Raw genomic sequence first — 23,415 nt, forward strand, 5'->3', positions numbered from 1 at the left:
AGTGATTAACGTCCGCGAAAGCGTGGTTCGCGTCGGTCACGAAAAGCCCGCACGCCTTCGCGAACGTCCTCGCTGCGATGCAGGGCTTCCTGGCCCCGGATCTCGACGCCCTGCGTCTCCCCCAACTCGGACAGCGCCGCAGTCCGTAGCGCGCGCTTTATCCAGGCATAGGACAGCGTCGGACCGCCGGCCAGGGCCTGCGTCACGGCCTCGAACTCCGCGTCGTAGGCTTCGTCGGGGACCACGTGCGAGATCATGCCCCACTCAAATGCTGTTGTGGCAGTGATCCTCTCGGCGAGCAAAGCCATCCGCGCCGCCCGCGCACGGCCGATGGACGCCGGGATCAGCGCCGACGCCCCGCCGTCGGTCATCAAGCCGATCTTTGTGAACGACAACTGGAAGAACGCCGATTCCGCGACGACCGCCAGATCACAGGCGAGTACCAGCGAGCATCCCACGCCGACGGCCGCACCGCGGACGCCGGCAACAACCGGCTTGGGCGACCCGGTGAGGACCTCGACCAGTTCGGCCGCCGCGGCGCCCGCGCCCCCGATGTCCTCGCCGCCGACCTCACCGCCGGCGCAGAACGCGCGACCAGCACCGGTCAGCGTAATGACGCGGACCGAATCATCGCTCGCGGCAGCCGAAATCGCCTCGCGAAGAGCGACGAGCATGGGCGTGTTGACCGCGTTCAGCTTCTCGGGCTTGTCGAGCACGATGCGCAACACAGCATCATCGCGGCGGCACGAGACGCCCGCAGTCACGGCTACAGGCCCAAGTCGCGACCGATGATGTCCTTCATGATCTCGGTGGTGCCACCGAAGATTGTCTGGATGCGGCCGTCGCAGTAGTCGCGGGCGACACGATACTCCAGCATGTAGCCGTAGCCGCCGTGCAACTGCACGCACCCGTCGACGACCTTCTTGGCCACCTCGGTGCACCACCACTTGGCCTTCGCGGCTTCCACCGCGCTCAGGTCACCGTCGAGCACTCCCTGCAGGCAGCGGTCGATGTAGCGCTCGGAGACGTCGAGTTCGGTGTCCATCTCGGCCAGCAGGAAGCGATTGTGCTGGAAGTTACCGATGGATTGGCCGAATGCCTTGCGGTCCTTGGCGTACTGCAGTGTCTGCCGCCATGTTTCGCGCGCTCCGGCGATGGCGGTGATGGCGATCCCGAGCCGTTCGGAGGGCAGGTTGTGCATGAGGTGATAGAAACCGCGGCCTTCTTCGCCGAGCAGGTTGGCCGAGGGCACCCGGACGTTTTCGAAATGCAGTTCGGAGGTGTCTTGGGAGTGCAGGCCCATCTTGTCGAGTTTGCGCCCGCGGGTGAAGCCGTCCATCCCCCGTTCGACGACGAAGAGTGTGAAGCCTTTGTGGCCGGCCTCGGGATCGGTGCGGGTGACGACGACGACAAGGTCGCTGTTGATGCCCGCCGAGATGAAGGTCTTGGAGCCGTTGAGGATCCAGTCGTCACCGTCCCGGACGGCCGAGGTGCGGATGCCGGCCAGGTCGCTACCCGCGCCCGGTTCGGTCATCGCGACGGCGAGGATCAGCTCACCGCTGATGATCCCTGGCAGCCAGCGCTTCTTCTGCTCGTCATTGGCCAGGTTCTTGAAATACGGGCCAACGACGTCGTTCTGCAAGCTCAGCGCCGGGGCCGGTCCGCCGTAACGGGCGATCTCCTCGTTGACGATCGCATTGAAACGGAAGTCGTCGACACCGCCTCCGCCGTACTCCTCGGGCATGTTGAACCCGATCAGCCCGTACTTTCCCGCGGCCGCGTACGCGGAGCGGTCGACGATGCGCTCGGTTTCCCACTTTTCGGCGTGCGGCACCAGTTCGCGCTCGATGAACTGTCGAGTGGTGTCCCCGAAGGCCTCGTGCTCGGCCTCAAAAATCTGTCGCTTCATGTCTTGTTCTCCGTGACGGCGGCGCATCTGGACGCCGACCTTGCCTGATATCCGAGAAGCTACCTGATGACGCTGACCGTCCTGGTCGAAGCCGCCGGGGTCAGCGCGCTTTCCACACGGGCTGGCGCTTTTCGCCGAAGGCGAGCGGGCCCTCCTTCGCGTCCTCACTTTTGAGTAGAACGTCGAATTCATGGGCGGTGCGCGACCAGTCCGCTGTCTCGTTGGACATGACTCCGTCGTCGGCCCGATAGGCGATGCGCTTGCTCGCCTGCACCGAGAGCGGCGCGTTGACGGCGATGCGATTCGCCAGCGCCAGCGCCGCTTTTAGCGCCGGGTTGCCCGGACCATCGGGCACCACCTCGTTGATCAGACCCCACCGCAGGGCCTCGGCGGCGGTCATCGGATCACCGGTGAAGAGCAGCCCGAGGCCCACCTTCGGGGGCAGTTGGTCAACGATGCGGAATGCGCCCCCCGCGCCGGCGATGAGGCCGCGCTTTACCTCGGGCAGCCCAAAGGAAGCGCTTTCGCACGCCACGACCAGGTCACTGGCGAAGGCGAGTTCGGTACCGCCGCCGAGCGCCGTACCGTTGACGGCCGCGATCGTCGGCTTGTCGATGAAATGGTTCGCGTAGCCGGCGAAGCTCCACTCCTGGTAGTGGGGATGCAACACGCTCTCGCCCCGCGAGATCGCCTTGAGATCGGCCCCGGCGCAGAACGATTTGTCGCCGGCCCCGGTGATTACCACGGCGCGTATCTCTGGATCCTGCTGTGCGCGCACCATGGCATCACCGACCGCGGTGCTCACCGCGCCGTTGACGGCGTTGCGCGCCTCCGGCCGGTTGATCGTGATGATCATGACGTTGGACCGCACCTCGACGAGCGCGGCGGCGGGGGCCACCGCGTCAGCGGTCACGACGGCTTCAGCCATGAGAACTCCTTTGGTTGATTCGCGCGTGAATCGGTCGTTGGCTGCGGGGGCGTCTTGCCGCAGCTCTTCCAACATCGCGGTCAGGCGCCGTCGGTCCACCTTGAGCGCCGCGCCGCGCGGTAATTCGTCGACGATGTGCACCTCTGCGGGCACCTCGTATGGGGTCAACGATGACCTGCAGTGGCTCCGCAACTGCTCCGGCGTCACCGAGGTGCCCGGACGGAGTTCGACTGCGGCAATGGGGATTTGGCCCAGCCGCGTGTCCGGAAGGCCCGCGACCGCGGCGTCGTGCACGGCGTCGTGCGTACGCAGCGCGCGCGCCACCGTGTCGGGCGCGATCTTGAACCCGCCGCGCAGGATGACGTCGTCGGCGCGGCCGTCGATGTACAGGTAACCGTCCTCGTCGAGGTGTGCGAGGTCACTGGTGGTAACCCACCGGTCTGAGGATCCGCCGACTTGCGGCGACGCCACTTGCAGGCGGCCCGTTTCCCCGGTTGGCAGGACATTGCCGTCGTCATCGATGACCTGGAGGCGGACCCCGGGGAAGGGGCGACCGGTGCTGCCCTTCTTATCGGACCAATGGGCCACAAAATCTTTTTTCGTCCATCCCGCAACGGCTCCCGAGAATTCCGTCGCGCCGTAGACGATCAGCACGGGAATGCCGAACTTTTCGTAGAACGCATCGACGAGGGCCGGCTCCGCCGGGCTGGTGCCGACGTTTACAGCCCGAACGCTGCCGAGCTCTTCGCGGGTGATGTCAGAGTCGAGGACTGCCCGCAGCGCGGGCGGCGGCAGCGAAATCAGGGCTGGGCGGTGCTCGTTGACCACGGCGCGCCAAGCGGGCAGGTTGAACCGCTCGAGCATGACAAACGGGCGGGCCGTGACCAGCGCCTGCAACAGTCCCCACAATCCGCCGATGTGCACGATCGGCAATACGACCAAGCCGACCTTTCCGGTGAACGGCGCTCTTTCGCTGCCGTCGGGCCGGTTGTTGTGCTGCAGGGCCGCGGACAACGACGCCTCCAACTGCGCCCTGCTGAGCGGGATGCGCTTGGGAGCACCGGTGGTTCCGGACGTCAGCATTTCGACCGCCACCTTCGGCTCCCCCGCCGGTGGCTCGCAGGTCAATTCGGAACGCTTGACGAGCGCCCCGTCGTCCACGCTCCACGCCGCCGCGCCCAGTTCTGCCATGGCCGACGTGAACGTGTCCTCCACCCACAGCGCGGCGGGTGCCAACACGAAGGCGGCCTTGGTGGCCAGCAGGTCGGAGCTCAGCCGCTCCACCGGCTGCAGGGGGCTGATTGTCACCAGGGTGCGCTCGCCACGCATGATCGCGATGAGCGCGGCGACCGATTCCATCCGATTGCCCAAAACGACCGCGACGCGGCCACCGGCCCCGCATCCTGCAGCGCTGAGCTGCTCGTCGAGCTGCTCTGCCAGAGTTCTGATCCGGCCCCACGAAATCCAATGACCGCCGCTCTGCAGCATGTTGGCGCCATCGTCGGCCTGCCACAACCGCCCCAGCGCATCTTGGATGCTCGTCATGCCAACTTTCTTCGGACTCGAAATCGCGAGGTAAGGCCTCCTCAACCTAGCCGAGGTGGTTTACTAGGTCAACTTACTAACGGCGACTCCGGAGCTCGCGAACACGCATCGAAACCCCTCGGCCGGCACCGCCGTCGGCGGCGCGAATCGCCAGGAACCGCAGCGCTATGCGGAGTCGTCGTCGGCGTCTTCGCCCAGTAGGGCGCGCCGCAGCACAAGCAGCATGAATCCGGCTGCGTCGTAGTCCATCTCAGCAGGGTGCCGCTCCGTCGAGTACTCGGAAAGGCGCCCCAATGCGGCGAGGAAGATCGCAGCCGCCACGTCGGAATCCACACCCGGAAGCAACCGACGCCGGGTGAGAAAGGTTTGCACCGCGGCATGCAAGGTGCGCATGCCCCCAGCGACAGAGTCATTCGGAAGTTGTCGCGCAATCGCGCCGTCATACCAGGCGCGGATGACGCCGCCATAGGCGCGATGAAAGTGGACGTAGCGAGCCAGCCAGGCGCGCAGCGGCTCTGCGCTTCCCGGAGAGATCGCGCGCAATTCCGCACTGAGGCGCTCGCTTTCGAGCGTCGACCAACTGCTGAGCTCATCGAGGAGAGCGACCTTGGTGCTGAAGTGCCGGTACAGCGTCGCCCGGCTGACTTCCCCGGCCGCGGCGACGTCCTCCATCGACACCGAGTAATACCCACGCTCGGAGAACAGGGCCGACGCCGCGGACAGGATGTCCTGGCGGACCGGTGAAACGGCGGAGGCGTCGGGCTCGTCGGATTCGGCCATTCTGGATACCGTGCGACCAATTCTCTTGCGCGCCCGCCGTTCCGGTGCGCCACCCAGGACGCTGAGAACCTTCGCGGGTGTATCGGGGAATACCAGCCGCTGCATGGCGATCGCGAGTGAAGCCGTGATCCGGCCACCGTCCGACAGACCGAACATGTCCCGGAACTGGTTGAGGTTGAGCATGTGGGAAATGCGGAGGAGCACGGCGGCCGCATCGATGGGGTCGATGCCGCTGATGCCCGCGGCGTGCAGCTTGCCCGCGACGATTTCGGTGTACTCCTGCGACGCGTTACCAGACTCGGCCGCGGCGTCCTTTTCGACGGTGCCGATGCCGGGAAACTCGAGGAAGACCAGGGCATACATGTCGTGCAGTTCGGCCCATTCGCTAAGCCAACGGTGCAATTCACGCAGTCCGTCTGCGTCGGGCGCCAACGCGCCCAAACCGCGCGCATGGTCGAAGACGGCGGGCCGGCAGGTGGCGGCCAGTTCGAGAACGATCTCGTGTTTGCTCTCGAAATATTGATAGATCGTGGCGCGCGAACCCCCAACGGCCTGGGCAACCTCCTCGATGGATGCCGCGTGATAGCCGTCGGCGACGAAGAGGTCGGCCGCGCAGGCGAGGATTCGCTCGCGGGTGTGCCGCCCGCGGCGTCCCACCGACGTGTTGGCCGGTGCGTAACCGGCACGCCGTACCGTCTCGGGACTCGTCATCGCCACGTCATCATCGTCGATGTCGCCTAGCGGTCGGGATCGCGGTGCGGTTTGGCCGGCCCCGGGGCCACGTTGCGTTTGGCTTTGCCGGGGTAGCCAAAAAATCGCTCGAAGTTCTCGTCGTTGATCGGCTGGGCCGAATTCCGCTGGGCGGCCTCTAGTAGCGCGGAAAGCCTTGCCCGCGCCTCCGGCAGGCCCGCAGCGTTGGGACCGGCCGCCTCCAGTTCGGCAATGCGGGCCTGCGCGCCGCTGATCTCCATGCGCAGCCGCTCACCGGCTTCGCCGAATGTCAGCAGATCGTGATCGTCTTCGTCGAGCTTGCGGCGTGAGGGGTTGGCACTTTCCGACCCGGCTTCGCTCATTACTCTCTAGTTTCTCTAGACAGACTCGGTCTTCCCGCTCTATGGTCTGAGACAACCCGTCAGAAATCAAGACAAACTGTCAGAATCAGCTGGAGGCATCGATGCCGCTCCGGGACTACATGCAGATCGTTTCGGTCGACGATCACCTGGTGGAGCACCCGCGCGTGTGGCAGGACCGGCTACCAGAGAAATTCAGGGAAGTCGGCCCGCGCATCGTCGAGCAGGGTGGAAAACACATCTGGGTGTACGAGGGCGAGTCGTACCCGACCATCGGGCTCAACGCCGTCGCGGGCAAGCCGCAAGAGGAATGGGGCTTGGACCCGGTCCGGTACGAGGACATGATTCCCGGTTGCTACGACCCGCACGCACGGGTCAAGGACATGGATCTTGACGGCGTCCAGTCCGCACTGTGCTTCCCGTCGTTCCCGGGGTTCGCCGGCGGCACCTTTCACCGGGCCCAGGACAAGGAGCTGGCGCTGCTATGCGTCAAGGCATGGAACGACTTCTACATCGACGAATGGTGCGCGACCGCTCCCGACCGCTACATCCCGCTGGCGATCTTGCCCACCTGGGACATCGACCAGGCCGTCGCGGAGGCGGAGCGGGTTGCCGCGAAAGGCGCACGCACCGTGTCCTTCCCCGATAGCCCAGTGCCGCTCGGGCTTCCGTCCTTTCACTCCGACCACTGGGATCGGCTTTGGAGCGTTTGCTCCGAGACGCAAATGCCGGTGTCGTTGCACTTCGGTTCCGGCTCTTTCGTGCCCGGATTCTCTTTCAGCTCGCTGGCCGCCAGCGCCAAACCGGACGCAGTGAACGACGCCCCGTTCGCCGTCGCGATCACGGCATTTTCCACCAATCTGATGTGGACGACGATGGACCTGCTGTTCTCCGGCAAGCTGCAACAGTTTCCGCAGCTGCAGTTCTCGCTGGCCGAAGGCGGCATCGGCTGGGTGCCCTACGTACTAGAGCGCAGCGATTACGTATGGGAGCGCCATCGCTATTACCAGCCCATCGACTTCGACGCGCGGCCTTCGGACCTGTTCCGGCAACACTTTTGGGGCTGCTTCATCGATGACATCCACGGCTTGCAGAACCGGCACACCGTGGGCGTCGATCGGATCACCCTCGAAATCGACTTTCCCCACTCGGATTCCAACTGGCCGAACTCGCGCAAGCGGGCCGCAGAGGTTCTTGCCGACATTCCCGACGACGAGTGCGCATTGATCGTCGAAGACAACGCCCGCCGCATGCTGCGCTTCCCACGTACCGCCGAAACCGCGTTGAAGGTATGAGCGGTACCTGCGATATGCCAACGCCCCCGAAGCCGGCCCCCGCGAAAGGAACGACGTGAAAGTCCGATTAGAGAAAGAGAAATGTATGGGACACGCGCAGTGCAACGCCGTCGACCCAGAGCTGTTCCCTCTGGATGATTTCGGCTACTCGGTGCTCCAGCCGCGCGAAGTCGGGCCGGATATCGAGGACAGGGTGCGCCGTGGCGTAGCAGCATGCCCGGAGGGGGCGCTCGTCCTGGAAGAGGACAAGTAAAAGACATGACGGAGGAATCGATGACCGAGATGCACGACTGCCCGGTCCAGAAATACAGCTACTTTCGCGGTCCGGATCCGGGAGGCTCGAACTTCCTGCGGCTTGACGACCTTCAACGCCAAGCGCGTCCGTTTTTCCGCGCGAAGGACGACCGGGACTACTGGGTCTTCACCGATCATGACGTCATTCTGGAAGCGCTGCAGGATCCAGAGCTTTTCTCGAACAGCTCGGTGGTACCGCTAGAACCCGACCCCCCATATAAGTGGATCCCGATGATGATCGATCCGCCGGAACATGGCAAGTGGCGACACCTGCTCGGGCTGTACTTCTCCCCCGGTCGCGTCCGCGGTCTGGAAGACGAACAACGGTCCTTCGCAAGGGATCTCATCAACAAATTTCGCGACAGCGGCTCATGCGATTTCTACTCCGATTTCGCGGCGGTCTTCCCGACCACGATCTTCCTGCAGATCATGGGGCTCCCCATCGATAAACTGCCGGATTTCATGCGGTGGGAAGCCAAGATCCTGCATACGACGGCCGACAGCGATCCCGACCGATCGATCGCTGCGGCGGCAATGATGGAGGTGGCGGGATACTTCTCGGAGCTCATCGCCGAGAAGCGCGCCGACCCGAGTAAGCGCGGCGATGACATCGTCAGTCATGCGCTCGACTGGCGAATAGACGGCGAAGAACCCTTGGATGCGGATCTCTTGTCCTGCATGCTGTTGCTATTCATGGCCGGCCTCGACACCGTTGCATCGCAGCTGTCGTATTCCTTCCTGCACTTGGCGACTCACGACGCCGATCGCAAGCGAATCGCCTCGGAACCGTCGATCATCCCGCACGCGGTGGAGGAGCTCGTGCGCGCGTATTCTATCGTGCAGACCGGGCGAAAGGCCACCCGCGACGTCGTCTTCCACGGCTGCTCGATCAAGGAGGGTGAAGTCATCGAGCTGCCACTCGGCATGGCCAACCGTGACCCGCAAGAACACGAGCGCGGCCGCACAGTCGATTTCGATGCGCCGCGGGCGCGGCACATCGGTTTCGGTGCGGGCCCGCACCGCTGCCTGGGTTCGCACCTGGCGCGCCAGGAGATCACCGTGGTGTTGGAGGAGTGGCACCGGTTGATTCCCGAATACGAGCTCGCCGACCCCTCGGCCGTGGTCGAGCACACCGGGGGCGTCTTCGGTATCGACGTGCTCCCCCTGCGATGGACGGTATGAGCACAACCGACTCCGAGCCCGTCCCGGTGACGCGACCGATGCGGGGCGTGCGCGTCCTCGAGGTCGCACAGTTCACGTTCGTGCCGGCCGCCGGTGCAGTGCTCGCCGATTGGGGCGCCGACGTCATCAAGGTGGAGCACGCCGAACGCGGCGACGCTCAACGCGGATTGGTTCGGGTGCTCGGCCTCGAAACGGCAAGCGGGGGTTCGTCCTTCTTCCCGATCATGGAGGGCCCCAACCGGGGCAAGCGCAGCGTCGGCCTGGCACTGGACAATCCCGCTTGCCGTCCGGTTCTGGAACGACTGGTGGCATCCAGCGACGTCTTCCTCACCAATTACCTTCCGGGACCGCGTAAGCGGCTGGGAATAGAGCTTGCCGATATCCGCGCGATCAATCCCGACATCATCTATGTCCGCGGCAGCGGTTTCGGCCAGCGCGGTCCCGAGGCGGACAAGGGCGGCTATGACAGCACGGCGTTCTGGGCGCGTGGTGGCAGTGCGGCGGGTCTGACCTCGCCCTCCTCCCCGCGAAGCCCACGCATGCCCGCCGGCGCCTACGGGGATTCGATGGGGGGCATGACGATCGCCGGTGGCATCGCTGCCGCCCTGTACTCGAGGGCTGCGACGGGCAAGCCCTCGGTCGTTGACGTTTCCTTGATCGGCGTCGGGGCGTGGGCAACACAGTTCTCGGTGAACCTGGCGCTGATGGCGGGCGGGCCGCTGCCGAAAGAGGAGCCGCCGGCGCACGGGGCGGCGACCAATCCGCTCATCGGGGCCTACCGCACCGCTGACGGCCGTTTCATCGAACTCGCCATGCTGCAACCCGGCCGCTACTGGCCCGAGTTCTGCAGACTTGCCGACCGGCCCGATCTGGTCAGCGATGAACGGTTCGATTCTGTCGAGAAGATCATGGCCAACGCCCCCGCGGCGGCCGAGATCGTAGCCGAGTTGATGGCCGCCCGGCCGCTGTCGGAATGGGTGCAGGTGCTCTCGCGCGGCGAGGGCCAGTGGTCCATCGTGCAGGACGCGTGGGAAGTCAGCCAGGACACCGCCCTGCGCGCGAATGGCATGATCGCGGGCGTCACCGACACCGACGGTATCGAGCGCGAATTAGTCGCGAGCCCGGTGCAATTCGACGAGACTGCCTTCAGCATCACGCGCGCACCGGGCTTCGCCGAGCACACCGATGACGTGCTGCGCGAGCGCGGCTTCTCCGATGACGAGCTCATCGCGCTCAAGATCGACGGTGCCGTCACATGAACGGCGCGAGGTTTGCTCAAGACAGGAGAACAGGACAGTGACAGAGACGTTGCACTACCAACTGTTCATCGATGGCGCGTGGACGGATGGCGAGTCCGAATCCGTTGTGGAGGTGGTGAACCCAGCCACCGAAACGGTGATAGGCACCGCCGCGCAGGCCAGCCAGAAGGACGTGGTGCGGGCCATCGAATCCGCGCGGAGGGCCTTCGATGACGGTCCGTGGCCGCGGATGTCACCGCGGGAGCGGTCCGCCGTCCTGGTGCGGATGGCAGACGTCCTGGACCGGCGCCGGGCGGAGCTGATCGAACTGAACATCGCCGAAGCCGGTTCGGTGCGGATGCTTTCCGAGACGCTCCAAGTAGGTATTCCGCTCGAGCATTTCCGGGACACGGCCGAACGCGTGCTGACGACCTTCGCGTTCGAACAGCCGATGCTGCCCCTGGTCGGTCAGGGACTCGGCCAAGGCGTCGTGCTCAAGGAGCCCGCCGGTGTGGCCGCATTGATCTCGGCCTACAACTTCCCGCTGTTCCTGAACCTCTTCAAGGTGGCGCCCGCACTCGCCGCCGGCTGTACCGCGGTGTTGAAACCCGCTCCGACGACGCCTTTGGAAGCCTTTGTGCTCGGCGAAATCGCGCAGGAAGCCGGCCTGCCCGCGGGTGTGCTCAATGTCGTGACCGGTGATATCGACGCGGGCCAGGAACTCACCACGAACCCCATGATCGATCTGGTCAGCTTCACCGGGTCCGACACGGTGGGTCGTCTGGTCGCCAACCAGGCTTCCTCGACCCTGAAAAAGGTCGTCCTCGAGCTCGGCGGAAAGTCGGCCAACATCGTCTGCGATGACGCCGATCTGTCCAAGGTGCTGCCGACGGTGATACAGAACATGGTCACGCACGCGGGGCAGGGCTGTGCGCTACTCACCAGGACACTGGTGCACCGCTCGCGCTACGACGAGCTCGTAGGCATGGCCACTGCCACACTGCAGCACATCTCGGTGGGTGACCCGCGAGACGGGTCGACGATGATGGGCCCACTGATCAGCGCCGCCCAACGGGACAAGGTCGAAAGCCTGATTGCCACCGGTGTGGCAGAGGGCGCGGAGATCGCCTTCGGTGGCGGCCGTCCCGCGGGGCTGGACACCGGCTTCTTCGTCGAGCCGACGCTGATGACGGGCGTGAAAAACGAGATGGCCGTGGCGCAGCGGGAATTCTTCGGCCCCGTCGGCGTCGTCATCCCCTTCGACGACGACGACGAGGCGGTGCGCCTGGCCAACGCCAGTGACTACGGCCTAGCCGGTGGCGTCTGGGCCAAAGACCCGGTGCGCGCGTACGGAATCGCCAAGCGAATCCGTGCCGGCCTCATTGCCGTCAACGGTGGCGGCCCGGGTCTCTCGCCGCACGGTCCGTTCGGGGGTTACAAGCAGAGCGGGTTGGGACGCGAATGGGGCGCCTTCGGGCTGGAGGAGTTCCTCGAAGCCAAAACGGTGCACTGGCCCGTCGCGGGCGGCTGACAAAACTGGGAAAGGCATAAAGCAATGGGACGAGTGCAGGACAAGGTCGTTCTGATCACCGGCGGGGCGCGCGGTCAGGGCCGCAGTCATGCCGTCAAACTGGCCGAAGAAGGCGCCGATGTCGTGCTCTTCGACATCTGCGAGGACATCGTCACGAACGACTATCCGCTCGCGACGCCTCGCGATCTCGAAGAGGCCAAGTTGGGGGTGGAGAAGTACGGGCGACGCGCCGTCACCGCCGAGGTCGACGTGCGGGACAAGGCGGCCGTCGTTGCGGCGCTGGCCACCGCACTCGACGAGTTCGATGGCGCCCTCGACGTGGTGGTGGCCAATGCCGGCATCTGCCCACTCGGGACCGCCAAAGGTGTCGACGCGTTCGCCGACGCGTTCGACGTCGACTTCGTCGGTGTGGTGAACACCGTTCACGCCGCGCTGCCCTATCTCAAGGCCGGCGCGTCCATCATCACTACGGGTTCCATCGCCGGGCTGATGGCGGCGGGCAGCGCGGACGTCGGACCCGTGGGGCCCGGAGGTGCGGGATACAACTTCGCCAAGCAGATGGTCGATCAGTACACGAAACAGCTTGCCGCACAACTGGCATCGCAATCCATCCGGGCCAACGTGATCCACCCGACGAACTGCAACACCGCGATGCTGAACAGCGATCCGATGTACCGGATCTTCCGGCCCGATCTGCCGGAGCCGACGCGCGACGACGCCCTGCTCGCCTTCCCCGCCATGCAAGCCATGCCGGTGCCGTATGTGGAGCCGGACGACGTGTCGAGCGTCGTCTGCTTCCTTGCATCCGACGAGTCGCGGTACATCACCGGCAGCCAGTTCAAGGTCGACGCCGGCGCGATGTTGAAGCACGCGATCTGACTCGTGGATATCGCTTTCTGCGCGCAGGACAAGGAGTTCCGCGACGAGGTGCGCACCTGGCTGCGCAAGCACGTACCTCGCGAGCAACAACCCGTCGACCCCGGACCGCTTCGCGAATTCGACCTGGCGTGGCAGCGCACCCAGTACGAGGGAGGATGGGCAGGGATCGCGTGGCCCCGTGAGTACGGCGGGCGCGGCATGACGCTGACCCAGCAACTCATCTGGCACGAGGAATACGCGTTGGCCGACGGCCCCGACGTCGGAGTCAACTTCGTGGGCCTGAACCACGGTGGGCCGACCCTCATCGCGCGCGGTAGCGAACAGCAGAAGGCGTTTCACCTGCCGCGCATCCTGCGTGGAGAATCCGTGTGGTGCCAGGGCTTTTCGGAGCCGGACGCGGGATCAGACCTCGCCTCGCTGCGCACGCGCGCGGAACTCGACGGCGATGAGCTCGTCGTCAACGGGCAGAAGATCTGGACCAGCTACGCGGACTGCGCCGACTATCAGGAGCTTCTGGTCCGCACGGACCCGAGCGGCACCAAACATCAGGGCATCACCTGGGTCATCAACGACATGCACAACCCGGGCGTCGACGTCCGGCCAATCAAAACCCCGGCCCGTGACGCGCATTTCGCCGAGGTCTTCTACGACGACGTCCGCATCCCAGTGAGCAATGTGGTCGGCAGGGTCGGCGACGGGTGGAGCGTCGCCATGTCCACCCTCTCATTCGAGCGCGGCACGGCGTTCATGGCGCACCAGGTCGCCCTGCACAAGGAAACCGAGCGCCTCATCGACCTCGCTCGGGAAACCACGGGGCCGGACGGTAAGCGCACCGCGCTGGCCGACGTTGAAATATCCTGCCGCATCGCCGATCTGCGAGCAGAGGTTGCGGCGCTGCGCGCGATGACCTTCGCCGTCGTGTCGCGCAGCGCCCGCACCGCGACGCCGGGTCCGGAAGGTTCGGTCGTCAAGCTGTATTTCGCCGAGGTACACCAGCGGTTGTTCCGGCTGGCGATGGACATCCTCGGCCCGGCTGCACTTCGGTTCACCCACCGTTACATCGACGGAGGGTGGACTGGCGGCTACCTTTACAGCCTCGCCGACTCCATCGGGGGCGGCACCTCCGAGATTCAACGCAACATCATCGGTGAGCGCCTGCTGGGCCTCCCCCGCTGACCATCGAACCGCTAAACTATCGAACTACAGGAGAAGTCATGACCGTCCGCGGGCTCGAACCCGGCCGCCGAGTAGCGCTCATCATCAACGAATGCCAGAACGCGATGCTGGACCTTGAATTTCAGGCCAACGTGGAGCTGGCGCAACAAGCCACCAAACGCGCGATAACGAAACGTATTGCGGCCCTCGCCGATGCCTGTCGCGGTGCCGGGGCACTGGTGGTGCATTCGACCATCGTCTTGCGACGCGACGGGCTGGGGACGACGGCGTCGTGCCTGCTGCTGGGTTTGCTGGTCAAGCGGGGGTACTGCGTAGAGGGCAAGAAGTCGGCCGAGATCCACCCGGACCTCACGCCACGAGCGGCGGACTACGTTTCGCAACGACGGCACGGACTGACCCCGTTTCACGGCACGGAGCTGGAATCGATACTGCGGCAACGCGGTGTCGAGACCGTGATCGTTACGGGCGTCTCGACCAACGTCGGAGTGCCGGGAACGTGTCTCGAGGCGATCAACCGCGAATTCACAGCCGTTGTGCCCGAGGACGCCGTCGCCGGCAGCAGCGCGGAGATCCACGGGTTTCAGATCGAGAACATCATCCGGTTGCTGGCCACCGTGACCACCACGGACGACGTGCTGGCCGCACTGCCGTCGGTCGCGCACTGCTGATGCGTGTTGAGAAGGTGAGCGGCAATGTATTTCACGGCTGAGCACCCGATCGGGCGGGCGGATTGCGAGCCCGACCTGTACGGGCCGGCGGGTCTGCCGCTGTTCGCGCAGACGGCAGAACGGGCGGGCTTCACGGCCATCGCGTTCACCGAGCATCCGGCGCCTTCGCTGAAGTGGTTGCGTGGCGGGGGGCACGCGACATTGGATCCGGTCGCGGCGCTGTCGTTTGTCGCGGCGTCCACCACGTCGCTCGCCGTGATGCCTTACCTGTTGGTGCTGCCTTACCGAAACCCGTTGCTGGCCGCCAAGTCGATCGTGTCCCTCGACGTGCTCTCCGGGGGCAGACTGATCGTCGCTGCCGGTGGCGGCTATCTGCGATCGGAGTTCTCGGCCTTGGGTGCTGATTTCGACGAGCGGGGCGCGTTGTTCGACGAGGCGCTCGAGGTTCTCAGCGGGGTGTGTACCAACGAAGAATTCCATTACGCGGGATCGCGTTTCAGTGCTCGCGGAGTGACGATGGTGCCCGGCCCGGCCCAGCGGCCGCACCCCCCGGTGTGGATCGGCGGTAACGGCCGCAACGCACGGCGCCGTGTCGCGCGGTTCGGCCAAGGGTGGAGTCCGCTCGTCACCAGTGAGGAGGTCGCCGCAACCACGCGGATGCCCGCCATCACGGACGTCACCCGACTGGCCGATTACATCGACGACCTGCGTCAGCTCGTGGCGGAGGCCGGCCGCGATCCAGCCTCGATCGCTATTCAGGTCCTATCACCGCACAGTGCGTTGGTCGAGGCGGCAGTTTCCGCCGAGCGCCTTCACGACCACATCGGGGAGCTCGCCGGGGCCGGGGTGACCCACTTCGTTGTGCGCACACCGGCACATTCGGTTGCGGCAGCGACCGGCGCGCTCACCTGGTTCGGTGAGGAATTCATCGAGAAGGAGAAGACACCGTGACCGAGACCAGCAGCACCGAATTCGGCGTGCTGACCGACGAGGCCATCGAGCGATCCCGGTTGCGATTGGGTGTGCCCCAGCCGCAACCGAACTCGCCACACAACTACGAGGTGACGGCTGACGGGACGCGGCACTTCGCCTACGGCTACGGCGACGACAATCCGTTGTATTGCGACCCCGAATACGCCGCGAAGACCCGCTGGGGAGCGCTGATCGCGCCGCCGAACTTCCTGTACACCATGGGCGACGACGCCGCGCCGAAGCCGGATCCCGAGACGAAGGCGTTGCTCAAGGGAGACCCCTTCGCCGGTCTCGGGTCATACCAGGCAGTGATGGAATTCGAATGGTGGCGCCCACTGCTACTCGGCGATCGCTGCGAGGTGCTGCAAGCCCAGGTCGGCGTGCGGCCCAAGCCCAGCAGCTTCGGCGGCCGCACAGTGCACATCACCCACGACTACCTCTACACCAACGGGCGCGGTGAGATGCACGCCGTCCGGCGCGGCACGTGGATCAACGCCGAGCGGCACACGTCGCGCAAGCGCGCCAAGGAGAAGCTGGAACAGCTCCCCTACACCGATGAGCAGATCGCCGAAATCGACGCCGCGTATGCGGCCGAGACTCGTCGCGGTGCCGAGCCACGCTATTTCGAGGACGTGCGCGTCGGCGACCAATTGCAGCCCCGAGTGAAGGGCCCGTTGACGACGACGGATGTTGTTGTGTGGCACTTGGGTTGGGGAATGCAGCTCACTCCGCCCGGTTCATTTGGCATAGCGGCGAGAATCCGCCGCAAGGCACCTGGGCTCTACCCGCGCAACGGGCTGAACATCCCCGACACGGTGCAGCGCCTGCACTGGGAGCCGCAACGCGCTAAGGAACTCGGACTGCCCAACTCCTACGACTACGGCGGAATGCGCGAAACCTGGCTGACCCACCTCATCACCGACTGGATGGGCGATGACGCCTGGCTGTGGAAACTGCGCTGCGAACACCGCAAGTTCAACTACATCGGCGACGTCACCTGGGTCCGCGGCGAAGTCGTCGACAAACAGCAGTCGAACGGCCACAACGAAATTCACCTCAAGGTCTGGTGTGAGAATCAACGCGGTGAAACCAGCACCCCGGGCACGGCGGTGGTGTTGCTGCCCACCCGGGATACCCCGGTGGCCCTGCCCGAACCGCCCGCACCCGACCTGGACGGCATGCTCGAGCACGAGTTGGCCCGATTCAGCATCGGCTGATGAACCGAGGAAGAAGGGATCCGCATGGATCTGCTGCCGTCGCGTGACCAACTCGACTTGACCGCCACCGTCGAGCATTTCCTCGACAAGGAGTTACCGAAATCGGTGCGCCATTCCCTGGTGGACGCGGGAACGCCTGGGGGGCCCGAGCTGTGGCGTGGCGCCGCCGAGCTCGGGATGTTCTCGCTCGGCCTGCCCGAGGAGGCCGGTGGATCGAACTGCCCGGTTGTCGAGGAAGCTCTCGTGTTTCAGGTGATCGGGCGGCGACTCGCCCCGGTGAACTTCCTGGCTTCGGTGCTGGCCGGCCGGTTCGCGCACGCGGCGGGCGACGGCGAGCTACGCGATGACGTGACGTCCGGGGCGAAGCGAGTCGCGCTCGGATTGCCGCAAGCTGCAGGCGATTTCGATGTCATCGATCTTGACGGTGCCGCCCTCGTCGTCCGGGCCGGCAATCCCGCGGGGCTGTTTCGTGCACCGCAGGAGGGTGGTGCAGCGGCCGAAGGGCTCGACCCCTCGGTTCACCTGACCCGGTTGTCCAGCCTGGCTGAGCCGGTACCGGTTCCACCGGCCGCACGTGACGAGATCATGCTGCTCGGCACCCTGCTCACGGCCGCGATGCTCGTCGGTGTTGCCGAGGCCGCCCGAGATGCGAGCGTGGCCTATGCGAAGGAACGGGTCCAGTTCGGGCGTCCCATCGGCATCAATCAGGCGATCAAGCACCGATGCGCCGACATGACGATGAGCGCCGAAGCGGCGGCCTCGCTACTTCACTTTTCGGCTCTCGCGATGCGTGATCGTCGCTCCGACGCGGAGTTTCAGGTTGCGGCGGCGAAGCGAATCGCTACCGCCGCCGCACTCGACAACGCACGAGCCAACGTTCAGATCCACGGCGGTATGGGCTATACGTGGGAGCACGATGCCCACCTGTTGCTGACCCGGGCGCACTTACTCGATCAGTTGTCCGGCAGCGTACGAGTGCAACAGGGCATCCTGCTGCACTCCGCTCCATCCGTTCCCTAGGCGTTCGCTCGGCGGGCGCGTGCGGCCAACAGCTCGAGGACCGCACGGTCACGCAAGGTTTCGGGCCGCCCCATGGCCACCGCGTTTGCGCGTGCGCGCCGCAGCAGCAGATGCGCCGGGTGCTCCCACGTGAAGCCGATGCCACCGTGGATCTGGATCGACCGTTCGGCCGCGAACACCGCGGCGTCGAACGCCGCGGCCGCCGCCAGCATGCAGTCCACGGCGCTGGGTTCATCGGCTTCGGCCGCGGCGAAGACCTGACTGCGCGCGGCCTCCAGGGCCACGAGCATGTCGGCGCAGCGGTGCGAAATGGCCTGGAATCTGCCGATCTTTCGGCCGAACTGCTCGCGCTCGCCGGCCCACGCCACCGCCATGCGAAGCGCACCGCCGCCCACGCCGATCGAGTCCGCGGCCGCCGCCAACAGGGCTCGCCGCCTTGCCTTTTCCAGCGCGTGCCTCAGGTTCTTGCCGTCTGCCAACACTTCTGCAGGCGCTGCCTCGAAGGTCACCGAGCCAACGGTGGCGGTGAGGTCGAGCGGTTGCTCCGCCTTCACGATCACCCCTTCGCCCGCGGCTTCCACCAATACGAGCACCTCGCCGTCGACCGACGAGGCCAGCACGAGAAGCAGCTCGGCGCCGGGCGCCCCGATCACGGGATGTACCTTCCCGCTGAGTGATCCGTCCCATCGAGGAAGCTCCGCACCGCTCATGACCCAACCCGTCTCGTCGAGCGGAATCGCGAAGGCCGCCGGTACGCCGCTCGCGATCCGTTCAGCGGCCGCAGGCGCCCCGGCGGCGGTCGCGACCTCCAGCGCCATCACGCTGGGCACCAGCGGGGCCGGCGCCAGGGCTTTGGCCGCCTCCTCGATCGCCGCGTACAGCAACCTCGGCGGCGCCCCGGCTCCCCCGAGCGATTCACCGAGCGCAAGCCCGGGGAGCCCGAACTCGACCAGCGCCGACCAGACGGCCGGGTCAGCGGCGTCGACTGCGCGTTCGGTATCGAGCAACGCATCCAGGCTCACGCGCGCGTCGAGCGCCTTGGCCAAGACCTCGCGGAGTTCGGACTCACTCTCATCGGAGACGGCGAGCGGCGCGCCTGGCACAACGGCCGCCGAACGGGTGCCTTCGCCGCGGTGCGACGGCAGGCCGAGTACGGATTCGGCGATGGTGTTGCGCTGAATCTCGGCCGTGCCCGCACCGATAGTGCTGGCCCGCGTCTTCAAATAACCGTAGGTCCAGCGGCCACCGTCCACCGCGTCCGGCGCCCGGCTGCCCAGCATTGCGTGCGGGCCCGCCGCGCGCAACGCAAGCGTGTGCATCTGCTGTTCAAACTTCGACTTCACCAGCCGGTTCACCGATGCGACACCGCCGGGGTCCTCGCCGCGTAGCACCGCGTCAAGCGCCCGGGCGCTGTTGGCGGCGATGGCGCGCACCCCGGACTCCATCCGCGCGATCTCTTGCCGCACCAGCGGATCCGAGTCGATGCCTTGCTCCACCACGAGGTCGAGCACCTGATCCACGGTGCGGCGGAACTTGAACTCGTCGGCGAGGAACGCGGTCGCCCGCTCGTGTCCGAGCGACGTGCGCATGATCGACCAGCCCTTGCCCTCCTCGCCGACCCGCTGCGACGCGGGAACCTCGACGTCATCGAAGAACACCTCGGCGAAATGCGCTCCGCCGCTGATGTCGCGAAGCGGCCGCACCGTTATGCCGGGACTGTGCATCGAGATGAGCAGATAGGTGATGCCCTCGGCGCCGCGTCCGGGCGCGCCCGTGCGCACCAGTGCGAACATCCAATTGGCTTGGGTCGCCATCGTCGTCCAGACCTTTTGCCCGTTGACACGGTAGGTGTCGCCGTCGCGAACCGCGCGGGTGGACAGCGAGGCCAGGTCGCTGCCGGCCCCCGGTTCGGAAAACCCCTGGCACCAGAACTCGTCGGCACGCAGCAGCGGCCGCAGAAAGCGGTGCTGTTGCTCGGGGGTACCGAATTTGATGAGCACCGGCGCCACGATGAAAGACGTTTGGCACGGGTGCGCGGGCATTCCCGCGGCACTGGTCATCCGGTAGTAATCGAGTTGATCCGCAAGGGATAATTCAAGGCCCCCAGCGGCTTTGGGCCAGCCAGGGCCGGCGAGCTCATTGTCGACGAGTTCCGCCTGCCAGGCTTTTGCAACGGCAATCCGATCGACCTTCACACCTTCGGACTTCGCCTTGGTTTTCGCCTCGGCCTGGTGTCGGCCGAACTCGGCCATCAGATTTTGCAGACGTTGACGCCAGTCGTCGGGTGACATCGCGCAACCTTAGATAGTTAACTTGGTTATTTATGTGTAGAAGTCTCTACCGTGAGCGCTCACTTCGTCAAGCCCGCCCCGCGACGCACCGCCCGTTGCGCGTCGAGCATGATTACATGGTTTACTGGGTTGTATAACTTATCCGGGATCCGGAGGTCACGATGGCTCAGCCGCGACCCCTGGCGCCGATGATCACCCCCGAAGCCGCACCGGGTGCCGTTCGCTCACCCAAGACCGCCGAGTTGGTCGCGGGCACATTGCGCCGGATGATCGTCGACGGCCAGCTTGGCGACGGCGACTTCCTGCCGCACGAAAAAGAATTGATGGAACATTTCCAGGTGAGCCGGCCGACGTTACGCGAGGCCGTGCGCGTCCTGGAATCCGACCGGCTGGTCGAGGTGCGCCGTGGCTCGCGCACCGGTGCGCGTGTGTGTGTTCCGGGGCCCGAGATCGTGGCGCGCCCAGCGTGCTTACTCCTGGAGTTGTCGGGTGCGACCCTGGCCGACGTCATGACGGCCCGCACCGCGATCGAGCCCCCGGCAGCCAGACTCTTGGCGGACGAAGGAAACGATCGTGCACACCAGGAACTGGTGCACATAGTCAACGAAATTCCCGCAGCGTGGGAAGCCGGCCAACTGGCCAGCGCATCGGCCAATCTCCATCGCCGGGTGGTCGAACTGTCCGGAAATACCACGTTGGGCCTGCTCGCGGGCATGTTGCACGAAATCTCCGAACGCCACACCACCTCGGCAATCCGCGATGTGACCCTCTCGAAGACCCAGTACGAAAAAATGATGAAGTCGTATCGTCGGCTCGCAGATCTCGTCGCGGCGCGCGACGGCGCCGAAGCCGAAACCCATTGGCGCAGACACATGGAGAACGCGGCGAACGCGCTCCTCAAAGGGCATGAGACGACCAAAGTCCGCGACATACTGTTGTGAGCGCCGACTCCGGCGAGGGCGTCGAGCCGGCTCACGAAGGTTGGCGAGCCGAAATATGATGGGTCTGCTATCTCACTCGGTGCTGATTGTTAAACTTGCTGATTGAATAGCGTCCAGCGCGCAGCCCTTGGCTTTAGCCCAAGGCGGTGCTTGACCGCAATATCTATTGGGAGGCCCGGTGGCATCACTTCCCCCACTCGCCCCGATGGCGGCCGTGAATCCCGCGGGGCCCGGCAGGCAGGGTGTGCGCGCTCCGAAGACCGCGGAGCTGGTGGCTGGAACCCTGCGCCGGATGATCGTCGACGGCAAGCTGAAGGACGGCGACTTTCTCCCCAACGAGCCGGAGCTGATGACCCATTTCGGTGTCAGCCGGCCGACGTTACGCGAGGCGGTGCGGGTGCTGGAATCCGAGCGCCTCGTCGAGGTCCGCCGCGGCTCGCGCACCGGGGCTCGGGTCCGGGTACCGGGGCCCGAAATCGTCGCGCGCCCAGCCGGCCTGTTGCTGGAGTTGTCGGGCGCAACCATTGCCGACGTCCTGGTCGCGCGCTCCGCCATAGAGCCCCTCGCCGCACGCCTACTCGCGTCTGATGGCAAGGCCAAGGCATTCGACGAACTCGAGCAGATACTGCTCGAGGAACTTCCGCAATCCGGCGAGGCTGCACAATTTGCCTCGGTCACCGCGCGGTTCCACCTCCGGCTTGTTGAGCTGTCCGGCAACGCGACGCTGAGCATGATCGCGGGGATGCTTCACGAGATCACCGAACGGCACACTGCGGTGGCGATTGTGCGCAAGCGCAGCGTTCCCAAGGGTGACTACGACAAGCTCGTGCGTTCGTATCGCCAGCTCATTGAGTTGCTCCGGGCGCGTGATGGCGATGCCGCTGAGGCGCATTGGCGCCGGCACATGGACAATTCGCGGAGGATTCTGCAGAAGTTGCTGCCAACGATCAAGGTCCGCGACGTGATGGATTGACCGGCTCAAACCACGAAATGCTGTAGGGAAACAACGTGATTCGCGTTATACGGTTGGCTGGCCGTACACCGCCACCAGCACCGAGCGGTTCAGGCTGTTTTCCGACCAGACGCCGATGGCGGTGTTAGCGCAATCCTGCATGAGGGCCCGCGATGGCGGGTCCCACCACCACTGGCCGAGGACTTGTACGGCGTTGATTGCGATGGAGGGCACGATCGCCACGGTTTCGGCCGCCTTGCCGTTGAATCCGGCGTCACGAGCGCGGTCCTGGGGGTTGGACCCATCGGATCCGATGTCACCGTTGATGTCAGGGTTGTTGAGGACGTCGAGAGTGTGCCGGCGGGCAGCATCCGTCAGTCGGCGGTCCACCAATGAGTCGGTCCAGCAACCGTTTTGGCGTTGAGCGGTGTTGATGTTCACGTAAACGCTGTTGTTGAGGCGGGCGTTGTTGGGCACAACGGTATTGCCGTTGTCGGCTTGGGCGTTAGGCGCCAACACGGTCGCCCCGATGAGAAGCACAACCGCCGATTGGGGCAGTGCGGTGCGCGCCGCACCAATCGCAAATGTCATCGCATGCCTCCCGACCCTCAGCTACCCGGTACCGGTTACCGGTACGCGGTCACGTCACGCGCCGACGGCGAAATTGGATGACAGTGTGGGGCCGCCGTTGGGTCGCACGACTTCACGGTCCTCATCATAAGATTTTGACGTCGATCGAGCAAAAGAATTCTAACTTAGTTGGAGATCTTGGGCTAGAGTCATCATAATCAGTCGCATCGATGCCGGGGGTGAAACTTGGACTTCACCAGGGTGCTTCTCGCGCACCATCCCGCCGTTCGAAATGCGCCTTCTGCCAGCGTCTGCGCCGAGCCTAAGTTCAACGCTTCGACAACTAAAACCCGCTTAGCCAATAGGATTTAGCCATGTTTCGCTCCAGTTCACTCTTCGCGGCGCTGGTAGCCATGTCACTCGTTGGCGTCGGGTTGGCGGGTGTCTCGAATGCGTCGCCGTCGGAGGAAGCCGGGTCCGAGTCCGGTTCGTGCTCATGGGTACTCACGCCACCCGAAGTTGTTCAGGTCTCCGACACCCGCATGGTGCAGGCCACTGTGAAGCCCGGGCCGTGCACTATGGACGCCCTCCCCAACGAATCGGTCGTGTGTTTGGCAATTGAAGGTTCTCAGGGGCAGTGCGGCAATAGGGTCGGCTCGTTCACTGCGGTGACCTACTATCCATACCGGCCGGGAGCGACGTACGTCGTCACAGGCCAAGGGTGCGCGGACGTGTTTGAGAATCCCGCGAACCACAGCACAACGGGACCAGTAACGAAGCTGTGCCAGTCTATTGGGCCGAAATCGTTCACATTGTGAAGTCGTTGGCAGCAACCCCAGCGCGTAAGACCTTGGCTTAGATACAACTTCAGCTTTAGACCGGGTCGAAGCCGCTGATCAGCCACCGCTGACCGACTTTATCCATGGTGACCCGGACGCTAGAGGCGGTAGCGCTCGG

Annotated in this window: 20 protein-coding genes and 1 pseudogene; 13 read left to right on the plus strand and 8 right to left on the minus strand. The window is 65.2% G+C overall.

Going from position 1 to position 23,415, the window contains the following annotated elements; genetic code table 11:
* Window positions 1–5: 5 nt before the first annotated feature.
* The 6 genes and pseudogenes from EPN51_RS23745 to EPN51_RS23770 all read right to left on the minus strand — a co-directional run bounded on the left by EPN51_RS23745 (window position 6) and on the right by EPN51_RS23770 (window position 6,235).
* Complete coding sequence (locus tag EPN51_RS23745) at window positions 6–728, minus strand: enoyl-CoA hydratase-related protein (protein WP_366509471.1); 723 nt, start codon at window positions 726–728, stop codon at window positions 6–8.
* Between the two features lie 38 nt (window positions 729–766).
* Window positions 767–1,909, minus strand: coding sequence for an acyl-CoA dehydrogenase family protein (locus EPN51_RS23750; RefSeq protein ID WP_293047553.1), 1,143 nt, complete (start codon window positions 1,907–1,909; stop codon window positions 767–769).
* 100 nt (window positions 1,910–2,009) lie between these two features.
* A complete protein-coding gene (locus EPN51_RS23755) occupies window positions 2,010–2,837 on the minus strand; it encodes an enoyl-CoA hydratase-related protein (RefSeq protein ID WP_293047589.1) in 828 nt (275 codons plus the stop codon).
* A 126-nt stretch (window positions 2,838–2,963) separates the two neighbouring features.
* Window positions 2,964–4,382, minus strand: a pseudogene (locus tag EPN51_RS23760) (fatty acid--CoA ligase family protein); the annotation flags it as partial.
* Window positions 4,383–4,547: 165 nt separating this feature from the next.
* Window positions 4,548–5,873, minus strand: coding sequence for a TetR/AcrR family transcriptional regulator (locus tag EPN51_RS23765; RefSeq protein ID WP_293047555.1), 1,326 nt, complete (start codon window positions 5,871–5,873; stop codon window positions 4,548–4,550).
* A 26-nt stretch (window positions 5,874–5,899) separates the two neighbouring features.
* Complete coding sequence (locus EPN51_RS23770) at window positions 5,900–6,235, minus strand: acyl-CoA synthetase (RefSeq protein WP_293047556.1); 336 nt, start codon at window positions 6,233–6,235, stop codon at window positions 5,900–5,902.
* A 101-nt stretch (window positions 6,236–6,336) separates the two neighbouring features.
* Between EPN51_RS23770 and EPN51_RS23775 the strand changes: the two genes are divergently transcribed.
* The 11 genes from EPN51_RS23775 to EPN51_RS23825 are packed head-to-tail and all read left to right on the plus strand — an operon-like array spanning window position 6,337 to window position 17,704.
* Complete coding sequence (locus EPN51_RS23775; protein WP_293047558.1) at window positions 6,337–7,527, plus strand: amidohydrolase family protein; 1,191 nt, start codon at window positions 6,337–6,339, stop codon at window positions 7,525–7,527.
* A gap of 55 nt (window positions 7,528–7,582) precedes the next feature.
* Window positions 7,583–7,780 carry a ferredoxin gene (locus EPN51_RS23780; RefSeq protein WP_293047560.1) on the plus strand — a complete coding sequence of 66 codons (198 nt, stop codon included), beginning with the start codon at window positions 7,583–7,585 and terminating at the stop codon, window positions 7,778–7,780.
* A 20-nt stretch (window positions 7,781–7,800) separates the two neighbouring features.
* Window positions 7,801–9,003 carry a cytochrome P450 gene (locus EPN51_RS23785; protein ID WP_293047562.1) on the plus strand — a complete coding sequence of 401 codons (1,203 nt, stop codon included), beginning with the start codon at window positions 7,801–7,803 and terminating at the stop codon, window positions 9,001–9,003.
* A 26-nt stretch (window positions 9,004–9,029) separates the two neighbouring features.
* Window positions 9,030–10,262, plus strand: coding sequence for a CoA transferase (locus EPN51_RS23790; RefSeq protein WP_293047591.1), 1,233 nt, complete (start codon window positions 9,030–9,032; stop codon window positions 10,260–10,262).
* Between the two features lie 37 nt (window positions 10,263–10,299).
* Window positions 10,300–11,772, plus strand: a complete 1,473-nt coding sequence (locus EPN51_RS23795) for an aldehyde dehydrogenase family protein (protein ID WP_293047564.1) — start codon at window positions 10,300–10,302, stop codon at window positions 11,770–11,772.
* A 24-nt stretch (window positions 11,773–11,796) separates the two neighbouring features.
* Window positions 11,797–12,651 carry a mycofactocin-coupled SDR family oxidoreductase gene (locus EPN51_RS23800; RefSeq protein ID WP_293047565.1) on the plus strand — a complete coding sequence of 285 codons (855 nt, stop codon included), beginning with the start codon at window positions 11,797–11,799 and terminating at the stop codon, window positions 12,649–12,651.
* 3 nt (window positions 12,652–12,654) lie between these two features.
* A complete protein-coding gene (locus EPN51_RS23805; protein WP_293047566.1) occupies window positions 12,655–13,827 on the plus strand; it encodes an acyl-CoA dehydrogenase family protein in 1,173 nt (390 codons plus the stop codon).
* A 38-nt stretch (window positions 13,828–13,865) separates the two neighbouring features.
* Window positions 13,866–14,495 (plus strand): cysteine hydrolase, encoded by a 630-nt coding sequence (locus EPN51_RS23810; protein ID WP_293047568.1) that lies wholly within the window; start codon window positions 13,866–13,868, stop codon window positions 14,493–14,495.
* 24 nt (window positions 14,496–14,519) lie between these two features.
* Window positions 14,520–15,446, plus strand: coding sequence for a TIGR03619 family F420-dependent LLM class oxidoreductase (locus tag EPN51_RS23815; protein WP_293047570.1), 927 nt, complete (start codon window positions 14,520–14,522; stop codon window positions 15,444–15,446).
* Window positions 15,443–16,684, plus strand: coding sequence for a MaoC family dehydratase N-terminal domain-containing protein (locus EPN51_RS23820; RefSeq protein WP_293047572.1), 1,242 nt, complete (start codon window positions 15,443–15,445; stop codon window positions 16,682–16,684). Before EPN51_RS23815 ends, EPN51_RS23820 begins: the two co-directional genes overlap by 4 nt.
* A gap of 24 nt (window positions 16,685–16,708) precedes the next feature.
* Window positions 16,709–17,704, plus strand: a complete 996-nt coding sequence (locus tag EPN51_RS23825; protein ID WP_293047574.1) for an acyl-CoA dehydrogenase family protein — start codon at window positions 16,709–16,711, stop codon at window positions 17,702–17,704.
* On the opposite strand, the gene EPN51_RS23830 is transcribed toward EPN51_RS23825, so the two are convergent.
* Complete coding sequence (locus EPN51_RS23830; RefSeq protein ID WP_293047576.1) at window positions 17,701–19,995, minus strand: acyl-CoA dehydrogenase family protein; 2,295 nt, start codon at window positions 19,993–19,995, stop codon at window positions 17,701–17,703. The two genes, EPN51_RS23825 and EPN51_RS23830, sit on opposite strands and share 4 nt — an antisense overlap.
* A 161-nt stretch (window positions 19,996–20,156) precedes the next feature.
* Here EPN51_RS23830 and EPN51_RS23835 point away from each other — a divergent pair, with 161 nt between their 5' ends.
* Both EPN51_RS23835 and EPN51_RS23840 read left to right on the plus strand, forming a co-directional pair.
* Window positions 20,157–20,936 (plus strand): GntR family transcriptional regulator, encoded by a 780-nt coding sequence (locus tag EPN51_RS23835; protein ID WP_293047578.1) that lies wholly within the window; start codon window positions 20,157–20,159, stop codon window positions 20,934–20,936.
* 205 nt (window positions 20,937–21,141) lie between these two features.
* Window positions 21,142–21,909: an FCD domain-containing protein gene (locus EPN51_RS23840; RefSeq protein ID WP_293047593.1), complete on the plus strand. Its 768-nt coding sequence runs from the start codon at window positions 21,142–21,144 to the stop codon at window positions 21,907–21,909.
* 45 nt (window positions 21,910–21,954) lie between these two features.
* Here EPN51_RS23840 and EPN51_RS23845 read toward each other — a convergent pair whose 3' ends face one another.
* Complete coding sequence (locus tag EPN51_RS23845) at window positions 21,955–22,479, minus strand: CAP domain-containing protein (protein WP_293047580.1); 525 nt, start codon at window positions 22,477–22,479, stop codon at window positions 21,955–21,957.
* Window positions 22,480–23,415: the final 936 nt, after the last annotated feature.

The organism is Mycobacterium sp. (genome assembly GCF_004298145.1).
Classification (GTDB): domain Bacteria; phylum Actinomycetota; class Actinomycetes; order Mycobacteriales; family Mycobacteriaceae; genus Mycobacterium.